The organism is Actinoplanes sp. NPDC049118 (assembly GCF_040648555.1).
Classification (GTDB): domain Bacteria; phylum Actinomycetota; class Actinomycetes; order Mycobacteriales; family Micromonosporaceae; genus Actinoplanes.
Genome location: NZ_JBEZDY010000016.1, coordinates 140,487 through 166,690 on the forward strand (window position 1 = coordinate 140,487; position 26,204 = coordinate 166,690).

Annotated in this window: 21 protein-coding genes and 1 pseudogene; 4 read left to right on the forward strand and 18 right to left on the reverse strand. The window is 70.2% G+C overall.

From position 1 onward, the window contains the following. Positions 1–300: 300 nt before the first annotated feature. Positions 301–4,080, forward strand: a complete 3,780-nt coding sequence (locus AB0B58_RS25705) for a DUF4157 domain-containing protein (protein ID WP_360228413.1) — start codon at positions 301–303, stop codon at positions 4,078–4,080. A gap of 62 nt (positions 4,081–4,142) precedes the next feature. On the opposite strand, the gene AB0B58_RS25710 is transcribed toward AB0B58_RS25705, so the two are convergent. From AB0B58_RS25710 to AB0B58_RS25755, 10 genes are all read right to left on the reverse strand, one after another. Next, positions 4,143–5,270 (reverse strand): acyl-CoA dehydrogenase family protein, encoded by a 1,128-nt coding sequence (locus AB0B58_RS25710; RefSeq protein WP_360228416.1) that lies wholly within the window; start codon positions 5,268–5,270, stop codon positions 4,143–4,145. Then, the gene (locus AB0B58_RS25715) at positions 5,267–6,463 is read right to left on the reverse strand and encodes an acyl-CoA dehydrogenase family protein (RefSeq protein ID WP_360228419.1); all 1,197 of its coding nucleotides are present in this window, start codon (positions 6,461–6,463) and stop codon (positions 5,267–5,269) included. Before AB0B58_RS25715 ends, AB0B58_RS25710 begins: the two co-directional genes overlap by 4 nt. Further along, positions 6,460–7,692 (reverse strand): acyl-CoA dehydrogenase family protein, encoded by a 1,233-nt coding sequence (locus AB0B58_RS25720; protein ID WP_360228422.1) that lies wholly within the window; start codon positions 7,690–7,692, stop codon positions 6,460–6,462. The genes AB0B58_RS25715 and AB0B58_RS25720 overlap by 4 nt, the downstream gene beginning before the upstream one ends. Beyond that, on the reverse strand, positions 7,692–8,726 hold the full coding sequence (locus tag AB0B58_RS25725; RefSeq protein ID WP_360228425.1) for a phosphotransferase family protein: 1,035 nt from the start codon (positions 8,724–8,726) through the stop codon (positions 7,692–7,694). Before AB0B58_RS25725 ends, AB0B58_RS25720 begins: the two co-directional genes overlap by 1 nt. Next, positions 8,726–9,178: a MaoC family dehydratase gene (locus AB0B58_RS25730; RefSeq protein WP_360228428.1), complete on the reverse strand. Its 453-nt coding sequence runs from the start codon at positions 9,176–9,178 to the stop codon at positions 8,726–8,728. Before AB0B58_RS25730 ends, AB0B58_RS25725 begins: the two co-directional genes overlap by 1 nt. Further along, entirely contained in the window at positions 9,175–9,933 is a 759-nt protein-coding gene (fabG, locus tag AB0B58_RS25735) for a 3-oxoacyl-ACP reductase FabG (protein ID WP_360228431.1), read from the reverse strand. The genes AB0B58_RS25730 and fabG overlap by 4 nt, the downstream gene beginning before the upstream one ends. A gap of 106 nt (positions 9,934–10,039) precedes the next feature. Then, complete coding sequence (locus tag AB0B58_RS25740) at positions 10,040–11,035, reverse strand: NADPH:quinone oxidoreductase family protein (protein ID WP_360228434.1); 996 nt, start codon at positions 11,033–11,035, stop codon at positions 10,040–10,042. Further along, the gene (locus AB0B58_RS25745; RefSeq protein WP_360228437.1) at positions 11,032–11,814 is read right to left on the reverse strand and encodes an SDR family oxidoreductase; all 783 of its coding nucleotides are present in this window, start codon (positions 11,812–11,814) and stop codon (positions 11,032–11,034) included. The genes AB0B58_RS25740 and AB0B58_RS25745 overlap by 4 nt, the downstream gene beginning before the upstream one ends. Then, positions 11,814–12,569 carry an SDR family oxidoreductase gene (locus AB0B58_RS25750; RefSeq protein ID WP_360228440.1) on the reverse strand — a complete coding sequence of 252 codons (756 nt, stop codon included), beginning with the start codon at positions 12,567–12,569 and terminating at the stop codon, positions 11,814–11,816. Before AB0B58_RS25750 ends, AB0B58_RS25745 begins: the two co-directional genes overlap by 1 nt. Continuing rightward, positions 12,566–13,579 carry an NADP-dependent oxidoreductase gene (locus AB0B58_RS25755; RefSeq protein ID WP_360228443.1) on the reverse strand — a complete coding sequence of 338 codons (1,014 nt, stop codon included), beginning with the start codon at positions 13,577–13,579 and terminating at the stop codon, positions 12,566–12,568. The genes AB0B58_RS25750 and AB0B58_RS25755 overlap by 4 nt, the downstream gene beginning before the upstream one ends. 141 nt (positions 13,580–13,720) lie before the next feature. On the opposite strand from AB0B58_RS25755, the gene AB0B58_RS25760 reads away from it, so the two are divergent. Continuing rightward, the gene (locus tag AB0B58_RS25760) at positions 13,721–14,329 is read left to right on the forward strand and encodes a TetR/AcrR family transcriptional regulator (protein WP_360228446.1); all 609 of its coding nucleotides are present in this window, start codon (positions 13,721–13,723) and stop codon (positions 14,327–14,329) included. 769 nt (positions 14,330–15,098) lie between these two features. On the opposite strand, the gene AB0B58_RS25765 is transcribed toward AB0B58_RS25760, so the two are convergent. Beyond that, positions 15,099–16,127, reverse strand: coding sequence for a M14 family zinc carboxypeptidase (locus AB0B58_RS25765; RefSeq protein WP_360228449.1), 1,029 nt, complete (start codon positions 16,125–16,127; stop codon positions 15,099–15,101). A gap of 250 nt (positions 16,128–16,377) precedes the next feature. Here AB0B58_RS25765 and AB0B58_RS25770 point away from each other — a divergent pair, with 250 nt between their 5' ends. Together AB0B58_RS25770 and AB0B58_RS25775 are read left to right on the forward strand one after the other, a co-directional pair. Further along, positions 16,378–16,773, forward strand: a complete 396-nt coding sequence (locus tag AB0B58_RS25770) for a hypothetical protein (protein ID WP_360228452.1) — start codon at positions 16,378–16,380, stop codon at positions 16,771–16,773. Positions 16,774–16,869: 96 nt separating this feature from the next. Beyond that, positions 16,870–17,103, forward strand: coding sequence for a hypothetical protein (locus AB0B58_RS25775; protein ID WP_360228455.1), 234 nt, complete (start codon positions 16,870–16,872; stop codon positions 17,101–17,103). 23 nt (positions 17,104–17,126) lie between these two features. Here AB0B58_RS25775 and AB0B58_RS25780 read toward each other — a convergent pair. From AB0B58_RS25780 to AB0B58_RS25810, 7 genes and pseudogenes are all read right to left on the reverse strand, one after another. Next, positions 17,127–17,514, reverse strand: a pseudogene (locus tag AB0B58_RS25780) (AAA family ATPase); the annotation flags it as partial. Positions 17,515–18,252: 738 nt separating this feature from the next. Beyond that, positions 18,253–18,528, reverse strand: coding sequence for a hypothetical protein (locus AB0B58_RS25785; protein ID WP_360228458.1), 276 nt, complete (start codon positions 18,526–18,528; stop codon positions 18,253–18,255). Positions 18,529–18,772: 244 nt separating this feature from the next. Further along, on the reverse strand, positions 18,773–20,527 hold the full coding sequence (locus AB0B58_RS25790) for a GMC family oxidoreductase (protein WP_360228461.1): 1,755 nt from the start codon (positions 20,525–20,527) through the stop codon (positions 18,773–18,775). Between the two features lie 167 nt (positions 20,528–20,694). Beyond that, the gene (locus tag AB0B58_RS25795; protein WP_360228464.1) at positions 20,695–22,047 is read right to left on the reverse strand and encodes an MFS transporter; all 1,353 of its coding nucleotides are present in this window, start codon (positions 22,045–22,047) and stop codon (positions 20,695–20,697) included. 28 nt (positions 22,048–22,075) lie between these two features. Next, the gene (locus AB0B58_RS25800) at positions 22,076–23,566 is read right to left on the reverse strand and encodes an NAD(P)/FAD-dependent oxidoreductase (protein WP_360228467.1); all 1,491 of its coding nucleotides are present in this window, start codon (positions 23,564–23,566) and stop codon (positions 22,076–22,078) included. Next, positions 23,563–24,414 carry an SDR family NAD(P)-dependent oxidoreductase gene (locus AB0B58_RS25805; RefSeq protein ID WP_360228470.1) on the reverse strand — a complete coding sequence of 284 codons (852 nt, stop codon included), beginning with the start codon at positions 24,412–24,414 and terminating at the stop codon, positions 23,563–23,565. The genes AB0B58_RS25800 and AB0B58_RS25805 overlap by 4 nt, the downstream gene beginning before the upstream one ends. Positions 24,415–24,449: 35 nt before the next feature. Continuing rightward, positions 24,450–25,796: a cytochrome P450 gene (locus AB0B58_RS25810; protein ID WP_360228473.1), complete on the reverse strand. Its 1,347-nt coding sequence runs from the start codon at positions 25,794–25,796 to the stop codon at positions 24,450–24,452. Between the last annotated feature and the right edge of the window lie 408 nt (positions 25,797–26,204).

The following is a 26,204-nucleotide window of genomic DNA, read 5'->3' on the forward strand; positions in this document are numbered from 1 at the left end:
ACACGGTCAACCTCGCGGAGCGATATATCCGCGGACACCGGCGGTCCGGCGCCGACGGCCAACCTAGCGTCATCGGCCTGCCATTTGGATCTAGCAAACGACATATTGACCGCCAGTGCTTGAGTGATCGCCTTCCGTAGTCATCGCCCAGCTCAATCGCAAGGACAGCCGCTACGTCCGGCAGGCCCGCGCGGAGGCAGAAGGTGCGGCTGTGCAGCCGAAGGTGCAACGCCGCCGGGAGGGCTTGCCGGTGTCCCCGGGATCAGTCGATTCTTAGGAGCCGGGAAGGGAGCGGGCCGGGTGAAGTTGAGCACGCGACAGGAACCGCGGACCGACGGGCAGGCATCCGAGCCGGTGCATGCCGTCGCGCGCTCTCCGCGTGCGCCGGAGTCCTGCGCGCCCGAGTCCCCCGCGCCCGCCCGCACGATGCCGGCGGTCAGCGGCGGCAACGCCGCGATCCAACGACTGGCGACCGGGTCCGCGCCGCATCCGGCGAGCCTCGGCCTGCTCTCCGCGGGCGGCAGCAGGGCGCTGCACCGGATGCACACCCGGACGGCGCCGGTGCAGCCGAAGCTGACGGTGAGTCAGCCGGGCGACCGGTTCGAGGTGCAGGCCGAGGCCGTCGCCGCGCGAGTCGGTCTGGGCGAGGCTCCCGCCGGGCCCGCGCCCACGATCGCACGGCTGGCGGCACCGTCGGCCGCGCCCGGTGACCCCTCCGGTCCACCAGGCCTGGAGGCCCTGCTCGCCGATCCCGGCCCGGGCAGCGCGATCCCGCCGGATATCCGCTCGCGGATAGAGCCACACCTCGGCTTCGATCTCAGCGACGTGCAGGTGCACGCCAGCGACAAGGCGCAGGCCGCGTCGGCACAACTCGGGGCGCGGGCGTTCACCTCCGGCAGGCACATCTTCCTCGGCGCCGGCGAGTCGGCGAGCGACCTGGCACTGATGGCGCACGAGGCGACGCACGTGGTGCAGCAGCAGTCCGTGGCGGTGTACCGGTTGCAGCGCGACAGCGACAGCCTGCTGCCCGATTTCATCCTGGAGGGGATCCAGGACCTCGCGAGGTCGGTGCCGGGCTACGACATGCTGACGGTGGTCGCGGGATACGACCCCATCGCAAACCGCACCGTCGACCGCAGCCCGGAGAACCTGGTCCGGGGGGTCATGGGCCTGGTGCCGTTCGGCAACATCGTCGCCGCGAAGTTGCTTGAGCTGGGCATTCTGCAGGACGCGTTCCGGATGATCGACGCCGGGCTCACCGCGAACAGCCTGACCCTCGAGCGGATCCAGCGTGACATCGACCAGGCGTGGGACGAGATCTCCATCGACAAGGGCATCGACGGCAACGTCGCGGTGATCGCCCGGCACGTCGAGGGCCTCTACAACGACGCGCTCGCGTTCGTCCGCGGCATCATCGACCAGATCGTCCAGCTGATCCGCGACGCCGCGGTGGGCCTGGCGGAGACCTACCTGGTCGGCACGCCGGTCTGGGACCTGACCAAGAAGGTGCTGCACCACGACCCGCTGCGCGGCACCCCGGTCAGCGCGCCGACCGTCGAGATCCTCGCCGACTTCCTCCGGCTGATCGGCAAGGAGCAGACGGTCGCCCAGATGACCGAGCGCGGGACCCTGCAGAAGACCGCCGACTGGCTGGACGTGCAGATCCCCCGCTTCCTCGGACTGATCGGCGAGTTGCTCGCGCTCTTCGAGGCCGGGTGGAACGCGATCCAGCCGGCCAACATCGCCAACCTGACGGACAACCTGAGCAAGCTGGCCCGTGACGCGATCGGTCTGGTGCAGCGGGTCGAGGCGTTCGCGAGCGACATCATCGTCACCGTCCTCAAGCTCATCAAGGACGCGCTGCTCGACTGGCTGTCCCGCGAGGCCGCGGGGATGCGCGGCTACCGCCTGATGACGGTGATCCTGGGACAGGACCCGGTCACCGGCAGGGCGGTGCCACGGACCGCGGAGAACCTGATCGGCGGCTTCATCGCGCTGCTGCCGGGCGGCGAGGAGACGTACCAGAAACTCGCCGAGGCCGGCGTGATCGCCGAGGCCGGGGCACAGATCGACGCGGCCATCGGCCGGCTCGGCATCTCGCTCGACATGATCGTCGGCACCTTCAAGGCGGTGTGGGACTCACTCACCCTCGAGGACCTGCTGAACCCGATCGGCGCGTTCGTGCGGGTGCTGGACAAGTTCGGTGAGCCGCTGGGCCGGATCGTGGCCTTCGCCGGCGAGGTCATCAAGGTCGTTGTCACGCTGATCCTCAAGCTGATGAACTTCCCGAGCGAATTGCTCGGCAGCATCATCAGCAACGCGATGGCCGCGATCGAGGACATCAAGCGCGACCCCGTCGGCTTCCTGCTCAACATGATCGCCGCGCTGAAGAGCGGCTTCATGAGCTTCCTCGACAAGGTGCTCGACTACCTGCTGAGCGGCCTGGCCGACTGGCTGTTCCGCGGGCTCGGCGCGCTGGGCATCCAGAAGCCGCCGGATCTGACCTTCAAGTCGATCCTGGAGCTCGTGCTGCAGGTCCTCGACGTCACCGCCGACAAGCTCTGGGCGAAACTGGGCAAGCACATCGGTGACGACGTGGTGCAGAAGATCCGTTCCGGGATCGCGATGGCCGGCGAGGCGTTCGACTTCGTCAAGGACGTGCAGGAGAACGGCGTCGCCGCGGTCTGGAAGCACATCGAGAACCAGCTCGGCAACCTGTGGGACACGCTGCTGGGCATGGCCAAGGACTGGATCGTCACCACGATCATCGAGAGGGCCACCGCGAAGCTGCTGTCGATGCTGGACCCGACCGGCATCATGGCCGTGGTCAACAGCGGCATCGCGTTCTTCAACGCGGTGCAGTCGGTCATCGAGTACGTCCGCGAGATCCTGGCGATCGTCGACGACTACGTCGGCACGCTGGCCGCGATCGCCGCGGGCAACATCTCGGCGGGCGCGGAGAAGGTGGAACGGGGCCTGGCGAACGCGATCCCGGTGGCGATCGGGTTCCTGGCGAACCAGGCCGGGCTCGGGAATGTGCCGGAGAAGCTGGTGGAGCTGATCGGGCAGTTGCGGGAGCTGGTGGACAGGGCCCTGGACTGGCTCTTCGAGCAGGCGATGCGACTGGGGAGGGCGGCGTTGAACGCGCTCGGCCTCGGTGGAGGCACCGAGCCGGCTCCGGCCGCGGCGGCCGACGGCGAAGCCATCGTGCCCACCGGCAGGACGCCCTTCGCCATGGACGGCGCGTCGCACACCATGTGGTTCGAGATGGTGGGTGGCAAGCGTCAGCTCTTCATGGCGTCCACACCCGGCTGGCTCAAGGGACGCGTCGACAACGCCTTGAAGGACCCGAACTTCCCCGCCGAGGGCAAGGAGCGGATGGGCGCTATCTCGACGTCGATGGGTGCGCTCGAGGCCGAGATCACCGAGCAGGAGCAGTTGTACCAGGGCGGAACCACGGAACTCGCGTCGCCCTTCTTCAACAACCAGTACCTGACACGGTCCGCATACCGGCAGAAGGTGACGGACAAGATCTCCGAATGGAAGACCTTCCTGGAGGCGGTCGGTGCCGCGCACCACCTGAAGGATCTGGAGAACCTCGGCCACCGGTCCCAGTACGTCGAAGGCGACTCGATCGCGCCCGCCTACCGCGGCTATCCTCTGTGGCGGGACACGTTCTACGGCGGCTGGGCGAGCGGGGTCCGGGAGAAGATCCAGCAGGCGGCCTTCGCCGAAGGGCTCGAGCACTGGCGCTCGCTGAACCCGGACGCCACGATTCCGGCCCAGTTCGACCTCTACCGGTGCGCCGAATGCGGCGAGTTCTACTCGTCCCGGGGTCGCGTTCCTGGCTTCCCGGTCAACCTGTGGACGCTGGATCACACCATCCCGGTGGTCCAGCACCTCCAGGAACACGGGTTGGGCCAGATCCAGGCCGAGCGGGTGGAGTGGTACAACGGCGAGTCAAACCTCAAGGGAATGTGCAGGTCCTGCAACAACGAGTCGATCAGGGTCACCACCTGGAGGGTTACCCGCCGGTTCCGCGGCAGCCCGGACGCTGCTCCCGACCCGGCCGAGGTCTGACGTAGTGACAAGGACGCCGAAATCCTCGCGCTCCGGCGCGGGCTCGCGCCCATATCCGCAGCTCACCAGCCGTGCTCGACCCGTTCGGCCGTCATTCCGGGCGCGGAGATGTCGATGAGATCGGCCAGGCGGGCGCGGTGTACCCCGGGCGTGCCGAGCGCGAGCTGGTCGGCCTTCGCGCGCTTGAGGTACAGGTGCGCCGGGTGCTCCCACGTCATGCCGATCCCGCCGTGCAGCTGCACCGTCTCCTCGGCCGCCGTCACCGCGAGATCGCCGCAGAATGCCTGCGCGACGGCGGTGGCGATCGGTGCGTCCGGGTCCCCGGCCGCGAGGGTCACGGCGGCGTACCGGGCGGCGGCATTGGCGGACTCGACGCCGGTGTACAGGTCGGCCAGCCGGTGCTTCAGCGCCTGGAAACCGCCGACGACCCTGCCGAACTGACGCCGCTCGTTGAGGTAGGCGACCGTGGTGTCCAGGCACCATCGCCCGACACCGACCTGTTCCGACGCCAGCAGCGCAGCCCCGGCCTGAAGTGCATGACGCACGGCGAGCTCCCCATCGGCGACGACCAGCTCCGCGGCCGCACCGTCGACGGTGACGTCGGCCAGCTGCCGGGTCATGTCCAGCGAGACCACAGGGACGATGCTCGCGGCGGAAGCCGGTACCGCGTAGACGCCGACGGCGTCGCCGCAGGCGGCCGGCACCAGCAGCACGTCGGCCTCGAGTGCCCCGGCGACGCTCGTGAACGCGCCGGTCAGCCGGCCGCCGGCATCGGCGCGGGCCGCCGGGATGGCATCGCCAGGGGCGGTCGACAGCGGCACGGCGAGCGCGGCGGTGCGCTCGCCCGACGCGAGCGCGGCCAGAAGGTCACCTTCGGCGTCGAGCAGGACCGCGGACGCAATGACCGCACTGGTGAGGAACGGCACCGGGGCGACCGCGCGGCCCAGCTCCTCCAGGACGACCGCCGCCTCGCGGGCCGACGCCCCAACCCCACCGCGTTCCTCCGGCACCAGCAGCCCGGCCAGGCCCATCTCGGCGGCGAGCGCCTTCCATAGACCGTCCACGAGCGACCGGTCGCCGTCGTACATGGCGATCACCGCAGCCGGCTCGCAGCGGTCGGCGAGCAGGTCGCGCACGGAGGCGCGCAAGTCGTCCTCGACGTCGGAGTAGAGCAGATCGGGGTCACTCACTTTCGGAGCTCCTTCCATGGGACGTCCTTGTCCACGCGTGGTTCGGCGGGCAGTCCGAGCACGCGCTCGGCAACGATGTTGCGAAGGATCTCCGACGTGCCGCCCTCGATGGAGTTGCCCTTGGCGCGCAGGTAGCGGTAGCCCGCGTCCCGTTCGGTGAAATCGACCACCTCAGGCCGCACCATGGTCCAACCGGAGTAGCGCAGGCCGTCCTCACCCAGCAGCTCCAGCTCCAGTCCGGACAGCTGCTGGTTCAGCCGGGCGAAGGTGAGCTTCATCGCCGACCCCTCGGGCCCGGGCTGGCCGAGCGCCAGCTTCTGCCGCAGTCGCGCGCCGGTGAGCCGGGCGACCTCCGCCTCGACCCAGAGCCGCAGCAGCCGGTCGTGCAGCTCCGGGGTGCGCCGGTGCGGCTGCTCGCGCCAGGTCCGCGCCACCACCCCGACCATGCCGCCCTCGCGCGGGCTGGCGCTCCCGCCGATGGCCACCCGCTCGTTGTTGAGGGTGGCCGTGGCCACCTCCCAACCCTGCCCCTCGGCCCCGAGCCGCTGGCCGTCCGGGATCCGAACGTCGGTGAGGAAGACCTCGTTGAACTCCGCCTCGCCGGTGAGCTGCCGCAGCGGCCGCACCTCGACGCCGGGGACGGTCATGTCGCAGAGGAAGTAACTGAGGCCGCGGTGCTTTGGCACGTCGGGGTTGGTGCGGGCGACCAGAATCGCGAACCGGGCGACATGCGCGCCCGTGGTCCACACCTTCTGGCCGTTGACCACCCACTCGTCACCGTCGCGCACCGCGCGGGTGGCCATCGCGGCGAGGTCGGAGCCGGCGCCGGGCTCGCTGAACAGCTGGCACCACACCTCCTCGCCGGTCCACAGTGGCTTGAGGAATCGCTGCTTCTGCTCCTCGGTGCCGAAGGCGAGGATCGTCGGCGCCGCCATACCCAGGCCGATCCCGTTCGCCAACCGGTTGTTGTCGGGCGCATCGGCCTCGTCGAAGAGCTGGTCGACCTCGAGCTGCAAGGCCCGCGGCAGCCCCAGCCCGCCGTGCCCCTCGGGGAAGGACACCCAGGCCAGCCCGGCGTCGTAGCGGGCCCGGAGAAACTCCAGCCGGTCGCTCGTCAGGGGGTCGTGCGCGGCGAGGAAGTCGGCGACCCGGTGCCGAAGGTCCGCGCGCATCGCGGTTTCGTCTGTGGTCATCGTGACCCCCGTGCGGTGGCCTGGCGGCGCAGTTCGTGGCGGGCCAGGGCGCTCTTGTGCACCTCGTCGGGTCCGTCGGCGAAGCGCAGGGTACGAATCTGGGCGTAGGCGTAGGCCAGCGGGAAGTCCTGCGACAGGCCGGCAGCGCCGTGCACCTGGATGGCCTTGTCGAGGATCCACTGCACGGTCGCCGGGGTGGCGATCTTGATCGCCTGGATCTCGGTGTGCGCGCCCCTGTTGCCGACGGTGTCCATCAACCAGGCGGTCTTGAGCACGAGCAGGCGCAGCTGTTCGACCCGCACCCGGGACTCGGCGATCCAGTCACGCACGACCCCCTGCTCGGAGATCGGCTTGCCGAAGGCGATCCGCTCCTCGGCTCGGGCACACATCAGCTCGATCGCCCGCTCGGCCACGCCGATGGAACGCATGCAGTGGTGGATCCGGCCGGGGCCGAGCCGGGCCTGCGCGATGGCGAACCCGTCGCCCTCTCCGCCGATCAGGTTGTCCGCGGGCACCCGTACGTCGCGGAACTCCAGCTCCGCGTGGCCGCCGTGGTTGTGGTCGTCGTACCCGAGCACCTCCATGCCGCGCGTGATCTCCACGCCCGGGGCGTCGCGGGGTACCAGGATCATCGACTGCTGCTGGTGCCGGTCGGCGGCCGGGTCGGTCTTCCCCATCACGATGAGGATCTTCGCGTTGGGGTTCATCGCACCGCTGATCCACCACTTGCGACCGTTGATCAGGTAGTGGTCGCCGTCCCGTTCGATCCGGGTGGCGATGTTGGTGGCGTCCGAGGATGCGACGTCGGGCTCGGTCATCGCGAACGCCGAGCGGATATGGCCCTCGAGCAGTGGCTCCAACCACTCCTTGCGCTGCGCCTCGCTGCCGAACTGCGCCAGTACCTCCATGTTCCCGGTGTCGGGTGCGGAGCAGTTGAGCGCGGGCGGGGCCAGGTGGCCGCTGCGGCCGGTGATCTCGGCCAGCGGGGCGTACTGCAGGTTGGTCAGCCCGGCGCCGTGCTCCCCCGGGAGGAAGAGGTTCCACAGGCCGCGGCGGCGCGCCTCGGCCCGCAGCTCGGCGAGCACCGGCACCGAGTCCCAGGCCCACCGGTCCTCGAGCTGACCGAGTTGCTCGTGGAAGACCGGCTCGGCCGGGTAGACGTGGCTGTCCATGAACTCGAGCAGTCCGGCCCGCAGCTCCTCGGTCCTGGCATCGAACTGGAAATCCATCAGTACTGCTCCTTCAGTGACGTGAGCCCCGCGTCGAGAATGGGAATGATGGCTTCACCCATGCGGTCGAAACCAGAACCGACCGTCTGGCCGTGCAGATGGCGGTAGTGGATGCCCTCGAGGATCGCGGCCAGCTTGAACGATGCGAGTCCGAGGTAGAAGCCGAGCCGGGACAGGTCGCGGTCGCTGCGCGCGGTGTAACGCTCGATGAGCTCGTCCTCGTTGAGGAAGCCCGCCGACGACGACGCGTCGGCCACGACGTTTCCGCCGAGCAGCGTGCCGAGCCGCTGGTAGACCACCAGCAGCGCCAGGTCGGTGAGCGGATCGCCGATCGTGGCCATCTCCCAGTCGATGACGGCGACGGGGCCGTCGTTGTCGTCGACGAGGACGTTGTCGAGCCGGTAGTCGCCGTGCACCACACCCGGCGCGGTCTCCGGCGGTACGCCTGCCGCGAGCCGGGCGTACAGTTCGTCCGCGGCGGGCAGGTCGCGGCTGTGCGAGGCGTCGAGCTGCTTGCGCCAGCGCCGCACCTGCCGAGCCAGGAATCCCTCCGGGCGGCCGAAGTCGCCGAGCCCGATCGCGGCCGGGTCGACCTCGTGCAGGGTCGACAGAACGTCTATCAGCCCGATCGAGATCGCCCGGGTCCGCTCGGCGCCGAGCGGCTGGAGCTCGGCGGCGTACCGGTACGGCGTACCGGCGACCCGCTCCATCACGTAGAACGGCGCGCCCAGCACGCCCTCGTCCCGGCACAGTGCGTAGGTCCTCGGCACGGGAACCCCGGTGTCCCGCAGCGCCGACATCACGCGGAACTCACGCGCCATGTCGTGCGCGGTCGCGAGCACGTGCCCCAGCGGCGGCCTCCGGACGATCCACATGGCCCGGCCGTCGCTCACCTCGTAGGTGAGGTTGGACCGTCCCCCGGCGATGAGCCGGGCCCCGAGCGGCCCCTCGGCCACCCCGGGCACCGTCGCAGCGAACCAGGCGGCGAGCCGGGGCAGGTCGAGGCCGGGCGGGTCGTGCGGGATGGTGGTCATCACGCCACCAGCACGCTGACCGTCTCGACCACGCAGGCCGGCTTGTCCGCACCTTCGCGCTCGACGGTGACCCGGGTGGTGACCCGGTGCCCGCCGCCGCCCGGCTTCACCGACAGCAGCTCGACCCCCGCCCGCACCTGCGTGTCCACCGGCACCGGTGAGGGGAAGCGGACCTTGTCGGCACCGTAGTTGACGCCCATCCGCACGCCCTCGACGGTGAACACCTGCCAGACCAGCATCGGCACCAGCGACAGCGTGAGGTATCCATGCGCGATGGTGCCGCCGAACGGGCCGGCCGCTGCCTTCGCCGGGTCGACGTGGATCCACTGGTGGTCGCCGGTGGCCTCGGCGAAGGTGTCGATCTGCCGCTGGGTGACGGTGTGCCAGCCGGAGTACCCGAGGTGGGTGCCGACGGCCCGCTCCAGCTCCTCGATGCCCTGGAAGACCTTCACGCTTTCGGCCCTCCCGCCACGTAGAGCACCTGGCCGGAGACGAAACCGGCGCCCTCGCTGACGAAGAACGACACGGCGTGCGCGATGTCCTCCGGCGTGCCGGTGCGGGCCACCGGGATCTCCGCCGCCGCGGCCTTCTTGAGGTCGTCGAACGGCACGCCGATGCGTTCGGCGGTGGCGGCGGTCATCTCGGTCTCGATGAAGCCGGGCGCGATCGCGTTGACGGTGACGCCGAACTTGCCCAGCTCGATGGCCAGCGTCTTGGTGAAGCCCTGCACACCGGCCTTCGCCGCGGCGTAGTTGGCCTGGCCTCGGTTGCCGAGCGCGGAGGTGCTGGACAGGTTGACGATCCGGCCCCAGCGGGCCTCCAGCTGGTGCTTCTGCACCTCGCGGGACATCAGGAACGAGCCGCGCAGGTGCACGTTCATGACCGCGTCCCAGTCGTCGGCGGTCATCTTGAACAGCAGGTTGTCGCGGAGGATGCCGGCGTTGTTGACAAGCACGGTCGGCGCGCCCAGCTCCTGGGCGATCCGCGCGACGCCGGCTCGCACGGCCTGCTCGTCGCTCACGTCGATGCCCAGCGCGACGGCCCGGCCCCCGGCGCGCTCGATCTCCTCGACGACGGGCTTGCCGGCCGCCTCGTCCAGGTCCACGACGGCGACGGCCAGGCCGTCCGCGGCGAGCCGCTTCGCGGCGCCGGCGCCGATGCCGCGGGCCGCGCCGGTGACGATCGCGATGCGGGTGGTGGTGGTCATGTGGGTCACTCCTGTCGTTGCGGGGTCAGGCCGGGGATCAGCTCGGCGATGGCCGTCCGGGTGGTGGCGTAGCCGAAGATGACGGCGTCCACCCGGCGCTGGGCGCTCATCGTTGCGCTCCCCGCACGTACACCACGCGGCCGACGGTGCTGCCCTCGGCAAGCCGCTGCACACCGTCGGCCACCTCGTGCAGCGCAAGCCGCTCGCTGACCAGCGGCCGCACAGCGCCTCGTTCGGCCAGGGCGGTGAGATCGCGGTGGCACTGCGCCACGGCCGCCGGGTCGTACCTGTTGTACAGGCCCCAGTGCAGCCCGACGATCGAGTAGTTCTTCACCAGTGCGTGGTTGAGCGCGGCCGACTGGATCTGGCCCCCGGCGAAGCCGACGACGAGGATCCGGCCCTCGAAGGCGACGCACTTGGTCGAGCGCTGGTAGGTCTCGCCGCCGACCGGGTCGTAGACGACGTCGGCGCCCCGGCCGCCGGTCTCGGCCTTGACGACCTCGACGAAATCCTGCTCGTGCCGGTCCACCACCACGTCGGCGCCCAGCTTGCGGGCGACCTCGGCCTTCGCCGGCCCGCCGACGACGCCGATCACCCGCGCGCCGCCGGCCTTGCCGAGCTGGATCGCAGCGCTGCCGACGCCGCCGGCCGCGGCGTGCACAAGCAGCGTCTCGCCCGCCCGCAGCCCGGCCCTGCGGTGCAGGCCGAACCAGCCGGTCTGATACCCGATGTACAGCGACGCGGCCTCGGCGTCGTCGAGCGCCGACGGCGCCGGGAAGGTCGTGGCGGCGTTCATCAGCGCGCGCTCGCCGAACCCGCCGTGCGGGAGCACGGCGCCGCCCAGCACCCGGTCGCCCACGGCGAACCCGGTGACGCCCTCGCCGAGCGCGATCACCTCGCCGCACAGCTCCACGCCCGGTGTGAACGGCGGCTCCGGCTTGACCTGATATTCCCCCCGGCACATCAGGACGTCGGGAAAGTTGGCGGGCGCGGCCAGCACGGCGACCGCGAGCTGACCCGGGCCCGGCTCGGGGTCGGCCACGTCGACCAGCCGCAGTACGTCACGCGGCTGGCCGAGTTCGGTCGTCTGCCACGCCCTCATGCGGTCGTTCCCTTCGCCTCAAGCCGGCGCTGCAGCTTGTTCATGCCGGCCAGCCAGCGGTCGGTCTGCGTAGCACGGTTGGCGTAGTACCCCGCGACCTCGGGGTGCGGGAGCACCAGGAACCGGTCGTCGGCCAGCGCCTGCCACATCGCTTCGGCGACCTCCTCGGGCGCAATCGCGGCGTCGTGGCTGAGCAGGTCCTGCAGGGGGCCGGCGTTGTCGAGCATCCGGGTGCGGACGCCCTGCGGGCAGATCGCCTGCACGACCACGCCCCGGTGCCGGTAGGTCGAGGAGAGCCACTCGGCGAACGCGACGGCCGCGTGCTTGCTGACCGAGTACGTCGGGTTGCCGAGCATGGTGAGCAGGCCTGCCGCGGACGCCGTCACCACGAACCGACCGGCGCCCCGCTCGAGCCACTCGGGCACCAGTAGCCGCGCTGCGCGCACGTGCGCGAGCACGTTGACGTCGAGGGCGGCCGCCCAGTCCGCCTCGGACGCCTGCAGACCCTCGCCGCGGTCGATGCCCGCGTTGGCGAACCAGATGTCGATACCGCCCAGGTGATGGCGAGCCGCATCGACCAGCGCGGTCACGCCCGCCTCGGAAGCCGCGTCACCAGTGACGGCGTGCCCGCCGATGTCGTCGGCCACCCGGGTCGCCGCGGCGGCGTCAAGGTCGTTGACCACGACCCGCGCGCCCTCGGCTGTGAGCCGGGTGGCAAGCGCGCGACCGATGCCGTGCCCGGCACCGGTGACGACCACCCGCTGTCCCCGCTCCGGCATCAGACACCCCCGGTCAGCGTCACACCGCCGTCGACGACGAGCACCTGCCCGGTGATCCACGCGGCGTCATCCGAGAGCAGGAACGCGACCACGCTGCCGATGTCAGCCGGAACACCCAGCCGCTTGAGCGGGTAGGCGGCGGCGACCTCTTCCTCACGTCCGTCGTAGAGCGCCGCGGCGAACTTCGTCTTCACCACGGCCGGGGCGACCGCGTTGACCCGGATGTCCGGGCCGAGCTCCACCGCGAGCTCCTGGGTGATGTGGGTGAGCATCGCCTTGCTGGCGCCGTAGAAACCGATACCTGGTGCCGGGCGGATGCCGGCCACCGACGAGACGTTGACGACGGCGCCGCCGTGCTCGGCCATCCAGGTCCGATGGACCTGCTGCACCCACGACAACGCGGCCAGGCAGTTGACCTCGACGATCTTGCGGGCCGCATCCAGGTCCAGCTCGACCATCGGTCCGTGCACCGGGTTGATGCCGGTGTTGTTGACCAGCAGGTCGGCGCCGCCGAACACGTCGATCGCGCGCTTGACCGCCTCCGCCTGGTGGTCGACGTCTGCGGCGTGGCCGGCCACGCCGATTGCGTGTTCGGGCCCGCCGAGCTGCGCGACCGCGGCGTCCAGCGCCTCCTGCCTGCGCGCGGTGACGACGACCTTCGCCCCGTCGGCCACCAGCCGCTCGGCGATGGCCAGCCCGATCCCCCGGCTGGCCCCGGTCACGATCGCCGTCCGCCCGGCGAACCGGCCGCTCACGCGGTCCCGACCTGGAGAACGAGCTTTCCGGTGTTGTCGCCGTTGAAGAGCCGAAGCAGGGTGTCGGGGAACGCCTGCACGCCGCCGCCCACCACGTCCTCCAGCGACCGCAGCTTTCCGGTCGACAGCCACCCTGCCAACTCGGCGGTGGCCTCGGGATACCGGCCGGCGTAGTCGAATACCACCATCCCGGTCATCGAGGCGCGGTTCACCAGCAGCGACATGTAGTTGGCCGGGCCCTTGACCTGATCGGTCGCGTTGTACTGCGAGATCGCGCCGCAGATGATGATGCGCGCGCCCCGCGCCAGACGGGTCAGCACGGCGTCGAGAATGTCGCCGCCGACATTGTCGAAGTAGACGTCGACGCCGTCGGGTGCCGCCTCGTGCAGAGCCTTGCGCACGTCCTCGGACTTGTAATCGATGCAGGCGTCGAAGCCGAGCTCCTCCACGACCAGACGGCACTTGCGCTCGCCGCCGGCGATGCCGATGACTCGACATCCGTTGATCTTGGCGATCTGGCCGACCACGCTGCCGACCGCACCCGCCGCGCCGGAGACCACGACGGTCTGGCCGCGCTCGGGTCGTCCGATGTCGAGCAGCCCGAAGTAGGCGGTCATGCCCGGCATGCCCAAGACACCGAGGTACACCGGCAGCGGCGCCTGCGCGGGATCGACCTTGGTCAGGCCCCGGCCGTCCGACAGGTGGTACTCCTGCACGCCGAGCATTCCCGACACGTAGTCACCGACCGCGTACTGCGGGTTGCGAGAGGCGATCACCCGGCCCACGCCGCCCGCGCGCATGACCGCACCGATCTCCACCGGGGGGATGTAGGACCTGCCCTCGTTCATCCAGCCGCGCATGGCCGGGTCCAGCGACAGATAGATCGTCTCGATCAGCAGCTGGCCCTCACCCGGCTCCGCGACCGGCTGCTCGACGAAGTCCCAATCCGAGGGCGCCGGCAGGCCGACCGGTCGCTTGGCGAGCCGGTACTGACGATTTGTGCGACCCATACGCCCCTCCTTAAACTGCTGACTAAGCGCTTGCTTACTTGCTCAGCTTGCGAGAAGCGTCCCGGTCCGTCAAGAGGTTCGGTCGCCGCGTGACGTGGCCCATCTCACACCCCGTCAGGCACCTGAGAGGATGGAAGCGCTATGACCGAGACCACGGACCTGCCCCGGGCTGCGGCCACCCGCGCGAGGCTTCTCGACGCCGCGGTAAGCGCGTTCGCCGAACGCGGTTTTCACGCCACGACGACCCGCGACATCGCAGCGGCGGCCGGGATGAGTCCCGCGGCCCTGTATGTGCACCACCAGTCGAAGGAAGAGTTGCTCTACCTGATCTCCCGGTCCGGCCACGAACGCACGCTCGCGCTCGTACGCGACGGTCTGGTCGGCTCCGAAGATCCGGTGAAGCAGCTGGTCAGCGTGGTGCGGCGGTTCGCCATCGACCACGCGCGCGGGCACACGGTGGCCCGGGTCGTGAACTACGAACTCGCAGCGCTCAGCCCTGAGCACTTCGAGGAGATCCGGCAGATCCGCCAGGAGATCGACCACGAGGTGCGACGCCTGGTGGAGTCCGGTATGGCCGCGGGCGTCTTTCAGGTCAGGGATGCAGGGATGACGACCCTGGCGCTGTTGTCGCTGGGGATCGATATCGCCCGCTGGTACCGGGACGAGGGCACGTGGACGCCGGAGGACATCGGCGACCACTACGCGGAGCTCGCCCTGCGGATCGTCGGAGTGGACCTGTCGAGCTTGTAGAGCGCCACCCGGGCTGGTCCCCCTTCGACAGGCGCTCGCTCTGATGAGTGGTGGGCGGGGGGAGCCGCTTTCCGTTGTGCAGGTGAATCCACACATCCCGGCGGCTGTCGGCCGCCCGGATGGGTTCTCGGTGGTGGGCTGTATCGGCCGGTTCGTCGGGCGTCCCTGTTCACCGTCACCGCCCAGGGCCGGGCCGAGGTGATCGCGCTGGCCGACGGCTCCGTCGTCACGACCGGAACGCTGCCGCGGCACGGGCTGGCGCAGACCGAGGACCACTCGGCCGTCACCATGCAGGGCCGGCAGCTCTACCAGGACCACACGGTGCGGGGCCGGACCACGATCACCGCCTACGACATCGACACGCCGCGGCAGCTGTGGACCGTCGGGCGGCTCGTTCGGCTGCGGGCCGGTGGTGTGCATCAACGACGGGGAGTCGCTGTCCGGCCACGACCGGGCGACCGGCGCGCGGCTGTGGCGGCTGACCGAGCATCCGGCCGAAGATCTTGCACGGAGCTTCCGGCGGCACACGCGTCCTCCGGGCGCACAGCGATGTGCTCCGGCGCCGTAACCGCTCACCCGTCCGGGGCGGGGCGGGGCGTGCCGGACGATGCCGGGAGCGCGGCGTCTTCTCGTCCGGGTCGGCGGTTGCGCATGGTGGGCCGCGGTGGCGGTGGCGGAGGCGGTCACGGCCGGGTCGGCGAACCGCGCGGCGGGGTGGATGCCGGCGTCGGGGCAGCGAGCTCGAGCGCCCCGACGACCTGTCAGCGGGTCAGGCGGCGTCCGCAAGGAGCAGCGTTGACGCGGCACCCGGCAGCGCCGGGCCGCGCTCGGGAACGGTGTCGGCGCGGGCCGGATCGGCGCGCCACAGCGAGCCGTCGGCGGCCCCCTGCGCCGTCGCGATCATCGACACGGAGGCCGTGCGGATCTGGAACTCCACCCGCTCCGCCGGGAGGTCGGAGAGCTCCACGAGGAGCGATGCGCTGCCGAGGATGCCATACGCGTTCCGCGCGATGCCCTCGTAGTCACCGCCCGGGTAGCGGGTGACGTTGGCCCCGGCCAGGCGGGTCATCGCGTCGTAGTTGCGCACCGCCAGCCGCCGCGACGCGGTGACCGCGGCACTCGGCGCCAGCGGGCTGGTCGGCCAGAGGACCGAGGCCGTCGTCTCCCGCCCGTCGGGCTGCAGATAACGCCCCTGCATGTGGTAGTCGACCACCACGCGGGGGTGGGTGGCGTGCCAGTACCGCAGCATGGCCCGGGACTCCGGTACGGGGTTGTCCACGATCGGCGTCAACGGGTTGTGGAACCGGTTGATGTCGTAGCCGACGCCCGGTTCCGAGTATTCGCCGGAGGCGCTCGGGTCGTGGTTGTAGCGCTGGTTGCGGACCGCGCCGTCCGGGTTGGCCTGCACCACCATGTCCACGGTCACCTGGCCGGCCAGCCACCGGTGCCAGGGCGTGCTCGGCACGCCGAGGGTCCACAGCGCCCGCACGGCGGCCGGGGTGCCCAGCGGCTCGTCGCCGTGCTGCTGCGTCACATAGAGCAGCCGCGTTGTGCCGTGCCCGAAGGTGGCCAGCCGCAGCGGCCGGCCCTCGTTGCTGCGGCCGATGACGCCGACCCGGACCCGCCCGTTACTCGCCTTGGCGATACGCGCCAGAGCCCGGCCCACCTCGTCCGGGCTGGGCCGGGCGGAGATCAGGCTGGTGGGCGCCGTGGGCGCCGTGGGCGCCGCTTTGGCGATGCCCGGAGTGGCGATCAGCCCGGCGGCGAGGAGAACGGCGGCGGCGATCTTCCATCTCAACGGACTGCCCTCCAGATCGAGCGATTTCGATGGCATCACCTACTCTAGGAGCACACTGCCCAGGTCGCATCACGGAGTGCCGCCACGGATCGGCAGGCGTCGTAACCGGACCCAACGGTCACCGAAATGAGCCGGGACCGCCTCGGGCATAGGCTTCGACGGTGGCGGCTCAGCGCCTCACACCGTGCTTTATGGATCGGAGGACATCATGCGGAAAATCGTGCCCGTTCTTGCGGCGTCTGTTCTGACCTTGTCCACCGCCCTCATGTCCCCCGCCGGTGCCGCCTGGGCCGCGCAGGCTGGCCTCACGGTCACCGCGCGCGTGGCGCTACGCAACGCGGGAGGCGAGAGCGTGACGCTGGCCGGCACGTACAGCTGCGGCCCTTTCACCGGTGGCGTGCCGGACCGAGGCGTGATCGACCTGACCGTCAGCCAGTCGGCCGGCGGCGTCTCGATCAATGGGTACGGATACCTGGAGCCGACGGTCTGCGATGGCGTTGCGCATCGGTACGCCGTCGAGGTGACGGCGGTAGGCGAGCAGGGGTTCCGGCGCGGCACAGCGCAGTGGAGCTCGTCCGGCTACGTCGAGGGCGATGACGGCCTGCAGCACGGCTCGGTGCCGCCCACCCCGATCCGGATCCGGTAGCAAGCACGGTGGCGGACCTGGGGATGCCGCCGGATCACACCGCCGACGAGTATTACTCCATGCTGCGGGGGCCCTACAACCCACGCCTGCCAACGGATGACGCACCGCTCGGGCCAGGCGGCCGGAGTAGCCCCGATCGGATCGGCCGATCGGGTCGTCGATGCGGTCCAGGCCTGGCTGGAAGGCGCGGGGGCGCGGCGCCACGAGGCCTGGCAGGACTTCGCCGCACATCCCCCGGCCACTCTGTCGACGTTCACCCACGGCGTCGAAACGCTGTTGGCCGCGACGGTGCGTGGGGTGCGGACCCGCGGCTGGTCTGCTGCCGTCTGAGCTCGTCGAGATCCTCGAACGGGTCATCCAGCCGCCGCAGGGAGGTAGGTATCCTCGAGGCTGGCCCGCCGCACCTCCAGATCACTGATCTCGGCGCCGTGCCGGGCGAACAACTCCCGCACGAACGTCGTGGGCTCCCGCGTGGATTCCACGAAGTGTCGTCCGTGGAGGCTCCACCGCACCTCGCCCTCGCCGGCGACCCGCCGGGCCAGTTGGTCGGCGCTGCCGTCGGCAACGATCCGGCCGTCGGCCAGGATCAGGATGCGGTCGGCCAGTTTCTCCGCCTCGTCCAGATCGTGGGTGGTCAGCAGGATCGTCGTGTCTTCGAGGTCGGCCAGGCGGTGGATCAGCTCGTGGAACTCACGCCGGGCATGCGGGGTCGAGTCCCGCCGTCGGCTCGTCGAGGAATACCCGATCGTGAGCCCGCGCGGCGCGAGGTCTAAGCCGATCACGATGCTGCCGTTGGCCATGTCGTCATCCCCGCCGGCCCATTCGAGTAGCTCGACGCGTTGCAGCGTTCGACCGGCCGGCTCGGCGAGTTGCGGCATGTGCTCTGGACGCCAGGCGAGACTGAAGAGGGAATTGCCGTCGCAGGGATCCTCGATTGCGTGGGCCGGGTCGACAGTGCTCCACGTGTCGCAGAGATCGCCGAAGCTTCTGATGATGGATTCCGACCCGCTCGTCACCGAGGTCCAGCATCGGTGCGCCTGTGAACCGGCCACCGGCATCGAGCTCCCAGACCCGCCAGACATGCTGAAGGGTGCTACCGGCCAAGCGCGCGAGTCGCCAGCCGTGGACGGCAGTGATGCTGTCCCGGCCGTTGAGCCAGCGCGGCTCGTAGTCCTGAAATCCGAAGCGCGCCATGCTCCGATTCTGTCGAGTGCCCGCCCGCAGACGCATTCGAATTTTGGGCCGTTGTGTTGAGCCGTCGACGGGCACGGCGAGCCGTCGGGTGATGCGGCTCGGATGGCTCGGGCAAGTTCGCTGACGCCGCGGACGAGAACGAGCCGCGCGGTCGCGCTGCAACGCCTCACGACTGCGGCCTCGCGACTCGCCGGGTACACCGGACCCTCAACGCCCTTGGTGTGCCGCCGCCGTCGGCGCACGACCGGGTCCCGCAAACCACACCGCGCCGGGACCGCCTGGACGCTACGAACGGTAGCCGCGATCTTGGCGAACCCGCGCTACACCGGCGCCGCTGAGCGCACGATCGGTGGCGCTGAGCCTGATGCGCGGCGCCCGGCCGCCGCGCATTTCGGCCCGTGACCTGACCTTGCTCGGGGAGATGTTCGCCATCTCCGCCGCGACCATGCGGGTCACGATGGCGCGCATGGTCGCGGCCGGGACCTCGTGGTCAGCGACGCGATCTACACGCTCGCGCCGCACCACCTGGAACGGCAGACCGTCACCGACAATCTGCTGCATCCGCGTCGCCGCCCGTTACGCCGGCATGTGGCGCATGGCCGTGGTGGTCGACCACAGGCGAGCCCCATCGACCGGCTGACCGCGGCCGCCGCCACGGTCCGACACCTGTGCACCGATCCCGCGCCGTCGACCACTCCCCTTGGAGCAGCGATGAAGACTCACGACGTGCTCAACCAAGCCCACGAGTGGCCGGTGCGGCGGCAGACTCGCCTCTCATGCCCTACACGCCCCTGCGCGAGCGGCCCTAACCGCCGGTGAGGTGGCGGGCCAGGCGCAGGCTCAGTGCGGCCAGGGTCAGCGTCGGGTTGGCCGCCGGCGAGGTCGGGAAAACCGAGTTGTCGCAAACGTACAGGTTGTCGTACCCGAGGAAACGCAGGTCGACGTCGACCACCCCGGCCCCGCCGCCGGTCATGCGCAGCGTGCCGACCTCGTGGGCCACGCCGCCGAGCTTGGCCGCGGCCAGGTCTAGGTTCTCGCCGGTGATGGCCTGGGCGCCGAAGCCGTCGAGGATCTGCTTGCCGATCCCACGCACCTCGTCCTGCACGGCGCCGCCCAGGGGCGCCGGCCGCACGTCGACCAGCACGGGCAGGTGCGGCGGCCCGGACACAGAGACCCGGTTGGTCGGCACCAACGGGGCGTGGAACAGGAACACGACCTCGCCGAGGGTGGCGCCGCCCTTCAGTTCGCGGTGCCGCCGCAGGTTGTCGGGGTCGACATAGCGGCCCTGGTTGAAGTCGGCGCCCAGCTCCAGCACCACGTTGTACGGGTGCTGGTCGGCTGAGGTGTCCCGGTGCCGCGACCAGACCTTCGCCGACGACTGGGCGCGCGACCACGGCGAGCCGGCCGGGACCGAGAAGTGCGTGTACAGGATCGGGTGGTCGGTGATGCCGTACCCGATGAGGCCGGCCGGGTCGTCGAGGCCGGACTGCAGCGCGATCTTCGCGGACTCGATGGTGCCGGCGCTGAGCACGACCGTGTTCGCACGGTACTGCCGCTGGCGGCGGGCAAGCAGGTCGTAGCAGTCGACACCGGTGGCGTGGCCGCCGTCGTGGAGGATCCGCTGGACGGCGTGGTTCAGGTTGATCGTCGGCAGCCGGGCGCCGGGGTCGGCGACCAGCCGGTCCTCGGTGAGCAGGTCGGCGGTGGAGAACATGCCGCCTGGGATGGACAACGGCGTGTAGCCCTCGTACTGCACGGCGACGGGCGCGTCGAGGTGGTCGTAGTCGGGCAGCAGCGTGGCCAGGTGCTGCTTGACGTCCTGCTGGTACGTGGAGCTGAGCGGGCCGTTGCGGTTGAGGGCGTCCTCGGCCAGCCGGTATCCGGTGGTCAGCAGGTAGTCGCGGACCGGCTGTGGCCAGGAGGCCAGTTCCCAGGCGCCCATCCGCGGGATGAGCCCACCCCAGAACACCGAGCGGCCACCGAGGTTGAACGCCTGCGCGCCGCCGAAGTACGAGCCGGGCACGTTCACGTAGTTGGCGAAGCTGAAGTCGGGGAACAGCCCCCACACGTTCTTGTCGAACTTCCCGATCTGCAGCCGCCTGGGGAGGTTCGCCACGTGGGTGGGGAACAGGTACGACCCGGCCTCGAGGACCAGCACGTCGGCGCCCGCGTCGCTCAACTGGTCGGCGAGCAGGCCGCCGCCCATGCCCGAGCCGACGACGATGACGTCGTACACGTGCTGTTGATCATGATTTGGCCGGAAGAAGAGCTGCTGCACGCGCGAGTTCTCGGTGACGACGGCCGGCATCGGATCGAAGCGCACGGCGTCGTCGTCGAAGTCGAACGGCCCGCCGCCAGCGGGGAGCGCCAGGTTCGGCCCATCCATCCACGTGCCGTCCAGCACGAACTTGAACTCGGAAGGGCCGTCCGGGAGGACGAACCGCCACGCCCCGTCCTCGAACACGCCCGGATGGTCCTCGCCCCAGGCGTCGCTCACGGTCCGGACGACCACGGACTCGTCGGGCGGATGAAGCTCGGTAAAGAAGCGCACTTCGGCCATGGCTCCAGTTCACCCCGGGCGGGTACCGGCGGCGCAGTCGTCGATCTGAATTCCGGTGGCCAGGAAAAGTATAGAATCACACCTTTGACGGATAATCTGTGTTGTACGGCAATACGGACACGCGGTCATGAATGTCGGCGACGGACCAGCCTGTCTCCGCCGCGCGGCTACCCGCCGGTGCCGCCACCGCGAGCGGTCCGGCCTGCCTGCTTCGCGACGGCCTGCTTCGCGGTGGCCGGCGAAACCCGCCGCCAGCCACCGCCGAACATGAACAGCGCGGGGAGGAAGAGCACGTTGCAGAGCGTCGCGATGAGCAGCCACCGGCTCCATCCCGTGCCACCGGCCGCGACGACCGGCGACCCGACCAGGACCACCACGATCATGAGCCGGACGGAGAGGCCGAACGCGCCCCAGGCCGTGGCCTGCAGGTCCGGCCGCAGATCCTCCATGTCCTCGGAGAAGAGCGCCATCCAGGGTGCATACGTAGCCGCGATCGCGACGCCGAGCAGTGCGTTGACCCCGATCAGCTGAGCGACGCTTGCCCGGCCGCTGTCGGCCAGCATGACGAGGAGGACCATGCCGACGATCCCACCGATGGCGCCGACCAGGATGACGGGCTTACGCGCCTGCAGGCGATCTGAGAGCCGCCCGGCGACGATCAGCGTCAAGAGAGTGAATGCCCAGTTGACGGCCATGACGGATGCGGCACGGCTCGCCGTGAGCCCGAAGGTCTGCACGAGCAGCGTCGGCCCGAAGATCTGCATTGTCCAGTACCAGACCAACCACAGGGTGATGCCCGCGAGGTGTGCCCAGAAGACCCGATACGCCGTGAGCCCTCGGGCGGCGCGCAGGTCGACCGCGCCGTCGCCGTCCGCCGCCGCCATGTCCGACTCCGAGGTGATGACGCGCGCCCGCAACTGCGGCGACAGGTCCGCGATGAAGAACATGATCACGATGCAGGACACCAGCGCGACGGTGCCCATGATGATGACCAGCGACTGCCAGGTCCCGGAGATAGGCAGCGCCACGCCGGCGATGCCGGCGGCCAGGAAGTTCGCACCGATCGGTCCCCAGGTCCAGAATCCGAACGCGGTGGCGCGTCCCAGCCGCGGCGAGAAGTCCCGGACCAGTCCGGCGGTCGTCGTGATCGCCGCGCCCTCGACGAACAGCAACAGGCAACGGACCACCAGAAACTGCGTCGGCGTCTGCACCAGCACGGTCGCGTAGTTGCACAAGGCCGCGAGCACCAGCGCGGGTATCAGAAGCAGGACGCGGCCGTGCCGATCGGCGAGCCGGCCACCGATCGCAGCCGAGATACCGCCGACGACCACGGCCACCGCGCCGATCAGGCCGTAGGTCTTCAGCGACATGCCCAGGTCGTCGAGCAGCAGCGGCACGACGGGCGAGATCTGGCCCTCGAAGTTGACGATGAGGCTGGCCATTACGGCCATAAGCAGGTAGCGCATCCGCCGGGAACCAGTGGGGTACTGCGCCAGCTCGCGTGCGTAGAACGGTCGCACGAGGTCACCTTCCCGCAGCGCTGGTCGGCTACGCCGTCTGGCGGGCGGCCTCGTGATTCACGGGTCGGCGGGAGAACCGCATGGCGCCATCCTCGATCCGGCCGTGTCTAAGCTTCAGTAGGTCGTGCGCGTAGCTCATGCCGAGCCGCCACGGTGCCCGCGAGCCGGCCTTGGGGAAATCGTCGATGGAGCGCAGCACGTAGCCGGCCTGGAAGTCGAGTAGTGGCCGCTCGGTGACGGCTGGGTCGTCGTTCGCCGGCACGCACTGGTCGTAGCCGTGCGCGTCGAGATACCGCAGCAGCCGGATGACGTACTCGCTGACGAGGTCGGCCTTGAGGGTCCAGGACGCGTTCGTGTAGCCGACCGTGAAGGCGAAGTTCGGTACGCCGCTGAGCATCATGCCCCGATAGGCCATGGTGTCCGGAAGCTTGACCGCGTGGCCGTCGACGGCGAGTCGGAGGCCACCGAGCGCCAGCAGCTGCAGCCCGGTGGCAGTGACGACGACGTCCGCCTCGAGTTCGGCGCCGGACTCCAGGCGCAGTCCCGCCTCGGTGAACTCCGCGATCCGGTCGGTGATCACGGACGCCCGGCCCTGGCTGATCGCGGCGAACAGGTCGCCGTCGGGTACGAAGCACAGCCGCTGGTCCCACGGCCGGTAGCGCGGTTTGAAGTGGGTGTCGACGGCGTATCCGGGCGGCAGCTGCCGGACCGCCGCCCGGCGCAGCATGGCCGCGACCATGTCCGGGCGCCGCCGGCTGAGCTGGTAGAGCAGCGTGCTGATCGCGACGTTCTTCCACCGCACGATCGGGTAGGCGCGGCGTGCACCGACCAGGCGCCGCAGCCGGTTCGCAATCGGGTCCTCGGCGGGCAACGACAGGATGTAGGTGGGCGAGCGCTGCAGCATCGTCACGTGTTCGGCCCGCTCGGCCATGGCCGGCACGAGCGTCACGGCCGTCGCACCGCTGCCGATCACGACGACCTTTTTGGCGGTGTAGTCGAGGTCCTCGGGCCAGCGCTGCGGGTGGACGACGGCACCGCCGAACCGCTCAATGCCGGGCAGGTCCGGCGCGTATCCGGCGTCGTAGCGGTAGTAGCCGCTGCAGACGTGCAGGAAGTTGGTGGTCAGTCGGACGGTCTCGCCGTCATGGACCGCTTCCACCGTCCAGCGCGCGTCCGGCGTGGACCACTCCGCGCGCACCACCCGGTGCCCGAAACGGATGCGTCGGTCAAGGCCCGCCTCGGCGGCGGTGTCGCGGATGTAGCGCAGGATGGCGGGCCCGTCGGCGATGGCCTTGGCCTGCGTCCACGGCCGGAACCGGTAGCCGAGCGTGTGCATGTCGGAGTCGGACCTTACGCCGGGGTATCGGAACAGGTCCCATGTCCCACCGATCGCGTCACGGGCCTCGAGGATCGCGAATGTCCGGCCGGGGAAGGCCGACTGGAGCTGGTGCGCGGCGCCGATGCCGGACAGGCCGGCGCCGATGATCAGCACATCGAGATGCTCGGTCGTCGTTGTCACACGGACTCCCTCTGCCGGGCACGCAGCCTGGCCTGCAGGCGCGAGATCACGCCGTAGTAGTGCGTTGGCGCGATCCGGGCGAGTGCATCGAACAGGTAGGCGTCCGGCCCGACGAGAATCCGGGCCTTGCCGCGCTCGACGCCGTGGTGGATGATCGCCGCCGCCTTGTCCGGCGACGTCATGGTGACGGCCTCGAACTGTGCCGCCATCTGTTCCTTCGTCCGCCCGAGGCCCTCGGGGTCAGTACGGAACCGCGCGTTGCGGGCGATGTTCGTGGTGATGCCGCCCGGGTGCACCGTCACGGCCCGCACGCCGGTGCCGCGCAGTTCCTGGCGCAGGGCGTCGGTGAACCCGCGGATGGCGAACTTGGCGGCGCAGTAGGCGCTCTGGTAGGGCACGCCGAGGAGCCCGAACACGCTCGAGGTGTTCACGATGACGCCGTCGTCCTGCTCGATGAGGACCGGTAGGAACGCCCGGGTCCCGTGGACCACGCCCCAGAAGTTGGTCTGGAACAGCCAGTCGTCGTCCTCCGGAACGGCGCCCGCGACGGTCGACGTGACGGCGACGCCGGCATTGTTGAATACCGCCGCCAGCGGCGCCGGGAGCCACCCGCGCACCTCGTCGGCGAACCGCAGCTGATCGGCCGCGTCCCGGACGTCCAGGACCCGGCTGAACACCGGACCGGACAGCGTCGCGGCGGTCGCCGCCAGCCCGGCCTCGTCCACGTCGGCGATGGCCACGGGCGAGCCCAGCCCCGACAGCCGCTGGGCCAGGCTGCGCCCGATGCCGGAGGCGGCGCCGGTGATCATCACGGGGCGGCCGGCGATCCGACGAGATCGTCGGGGCATCGGCCCTCTCGCCGACCCGGACCCGCCGCGCTCGGTCACGATCGCGCTCCGACGTCGCCGGCCGCGGCGGACGGCAGCGGGGCGGCGCTGCGGCGGCGGACAACCGCGCGACCGCCCCGGGCCGGGGCGTTGGCCACGCCGCGCGAGTGCCAGCGCTCGCCGGGCTCGTCGGTCGGCACCAGGGTGAGGTCGCGCAGCATCGTATGCAGGACAACGTTCATCTCCATGTTCGCAAACGCGGCACCGAGGCACCGGCGGCTGCCGCCGCCGTACGGAATCCACTGGTACAGGTCCGGTCGGGTGCCGAGGAAGCGGTGTGGATCGAACGTCCGGGCGTTTGGGAACAACGACTCGTTGTCGTGCATCAGCGTGATGCTGACCAGTACCGCGTACCCCTTCGGCACGGTCCACCGGCCCACCTGGAAGTGGTCGGCCCGCACCTGCCGTCCGACAAAGTCGATCACCGGACGGGTGCGCTGCACCTCGATGATCGCCGCCTCGCGCAGCGTGTCGCCACCCGCGTCCACCTCGTCCACGAGCTCGCTCAGGACCGCCGGGTGACGGCGAAGCCGCTCGATCGCCCAGGCGAGCGTCGTCGCGGTCGTCTCGTGCCCGGCGGCGAGCAGCGTGAGCAGCTGATCGGCGATCTCGCTGCCGCTCATCTCCGTGCCGTCGTCGTAGCGACTCTGCAGCATCAGCGCGAGGATGTCGTCGCGCTCGTCAAGATTCGCGTCCCGCCGTCCGTTGGCGACCAGCCGTCCCACGATCGCGTCGTACTCGCGGCGCATCGCCCAGTAACGCCCCCACGGGCTCCACCAACCGAGGTCGACTCTCGGCACGGGTAGCACGGCCAACCGCGAGCCGAGCTTGATCATCCGTGGCAGCAGCTCGCGCAGGTCGGCGTACTCGGCACCCGCGGAGCCGAACACCGCGCGCAGGATGACGTTGAGGGTGATCCGCATCATCGACGGCAGTGTCGCGAAGGCCGGGCCCTGCGGCCACGACGCCAGCTCCCGCACCGTCTCCTCTTCGACGATCGTCTCGTAGACCGCCAGCCGGCGGCCGTGGAACGGCGGGACAAGCAGCCTGCGCTGCCTGCGGTGCTCCTCACCGACGAGCGCGAACAACGAGCCTGGACCGAGCACCCGACCGAGATTCCGGTCGGGCTTTTCCGCGAAGTTCGGGCTGGTCATGAACACCTGCCTGACCTCGATGGGGTCGCTGATGACCACGGCGCGGCCGAACGTCGGCACGTTGACGGTGAAAGCGTCCCCGTAACGGTCTCGCATCCGGCGCATCCCGCGGTGCGGAACGGCCAGTGCATACACGCCCTGTACGGCACGAGGTTTCGTGGGACCCGGCGGAAGCGTCACGGTCGTCATCGGAGCATCACCTCCAAAGCGGTACGCGGACGTACCAATGGGAACGGTACGCTCGCGTACCGCTCCGTACAAGGGACCCGGTGACTGAGGCTTGTCTTCCTGGGATCGGCGTTAACTCTCCAGGAAGGACACCTGGCGTCATGCATATCGAGGCCGGCCAGCCCCCCGATGCCACAGCTGACCGGCGCGGCCCCGGTACTGGGATGGGGTTCGAGACACCGACGATCTTGGCAAGTGCCTGCTCAGCTCCTCGGCCGGGCGGACCTCCGAGGGTGCGCGCACGGGGCATGCGCGAACGACACGATCATCTCGGAACGAACCGCCGCCTCGAACATGATCACGGAGGTGTCCGAGCGCATGCCACCCGGCGGCCGGCACACCACGGCTCTGCCAACCTCAAGCGCCGGG